At 58.6% G+C, this 1,527-nt stretch carries 1 protein-coding gene; it reads left to right on the top strand.

The annotated features are described in order from the left end of the window. Positions 1-69 precede the first annotated feature (69 nt). Positions 70-1,170 (top strand): redox-regulated ATPase YchF, encoded by a 1,101-nt coding sequence (gene ychF / locus HMPREF0178_RS19880; RefSeq protein ID WP_009369331.1) that lies wholly within the window; start codon positions 70-72, stop codon positions 1,168-1,170. The last annotated feature ends 357 nt before the right edge of the window (positions 1,171-1,527 follow it).

Below are 1,527 nucleotides of genomic sequence, written 5' to 3'. Positions count from 1 at the left end.
AGTTCGTTCCGGCAACAGGCCGGGAATCGATTGTAGCAACAAAAAAATAACCGTCCGGAGACGCTACTCATGGCATTGAGCATCGGCATCGTCGGCCTTCCCAACGTGGGCAAGTCCACCCTTTTCAACGCGCTGACCAAGGCACAGAACGCGCAGGCCGCGAACTACCCCTTCTGCACCATCGAGCCCAACAAGGCCACGGTTCCCGTGCCCGACCGCCGCATCGACGCGCTTGTCGATCTGGTGCACCCGCAAAAAACGATTAATGCCACCGTGGACTTCATCGACATCGCCGGGCTCGTGCGCGGGGCCAGCAAGGGCGAAGGCCTCGGCAACCAGTTCCTCGGCAACATCCGCGAATGCGCCGCCATCCTTGAGGTTGTGCGCTGCTTTGAGGACGACGACATCACCCATGTGGACGGTTCGGTCGATCCGCTGCGCGACATCGAAACCATTGAAACCGAACTCCTGCTCTCCGACATTCAGGGCACATCCAAGCGCCACGAGCGCATGGTCAAGATGTCCAAGGGCGACAAGGATGCGCGCGTGGCCGCCGACGAAATGGCCCGCCTTCTGGAGCACCTCAACAACGGCAATCCGGCTTCCACCTTTGAAGCCAAGGACTGCCCGGCCTTCGCCGCCGCTTGGCATGAACTCGGCCTTCTGACCGCCAAAAAAATCATCTACTGCGCCAACGTGGACGAGGACAGCCTTGCCGAGGACAATGCCCATGTGACCCGCCTCCGCGAGTTCGCCGCCACGCGCAACATCGAAGTCGTCAAAATCTGCGCCCGTATTGAAGAAGAACTGCAGGGGCTTTCCGACGAAGAGCAGCGCGAAATGCTCGGCGCGTACGGCATTGAGGAAAGCGGCCTGCTGCGCGTCATCCACTCCGGGTACAAGGCGCTCGGCCTCGCCAGCTACTTCACCGCCGGAGAAAAGGAAGTGCGCGCGTGGACCATTCAGGACGGCTGGAAGGCTCCACAGGCCGCAGGCGTCATCCACACGGACTTCGAGCGCGGCTTCATCCGTGCCGAAGTCATCGGCTTCGATGATTACGTCAAGTACAAGACCGAAGCCGCCTGCCGCACCGCCGGAGTCCTCCGCACCGAAGGCAAAGAGTATGTCGTCAAAGACGGCGACGTGATGCACTTCTTGTTCAATGTGTGAGAAATCGGGGGAAGGGAGGAAGAACCTTTCTGAAGAAAGGCTTCCTCCCTTCCCCCGAACCCCCTTCCCTCCACCTCCCAAGACTTTTATAAGCGGGCTTCAGATGCGCTTTGGGTTGAGGGAACGGGCCGCACAAGAATCCCCTACGTTCTCAACACTTCAATATGACAAGTTTTATAAAACAATGAGCTGAAATGGTTCTCCATTCCAGCTCATTGTTTTTTTGTGAACAAACAGACCGTTTCGAGAGGCACATCTCCCGTTCCCTCACGGGAAAACCGACGCGCCGCCTCCCCACCAGTCGAAAGTCTTTGAAGGGATGGGGGGCGCGGGGGGAAGGGAAACTTTCTCCAGAAA

It is taken from the genome of Bilophila sp. 4_1_30 (assembly GCF_000224655.1).
Classification (GTDB): Bacteria; Desulfobacterota; Desulfovibrionia; order Desulfovibrionales; family Desulfovibrionaceae; genus Bilophila; species Bilophila wadsworthia.
Note: the sequence above shows the minus strand (reverse complement) of the source record. Positions and strands in the feature narration are given on the sequence as shown.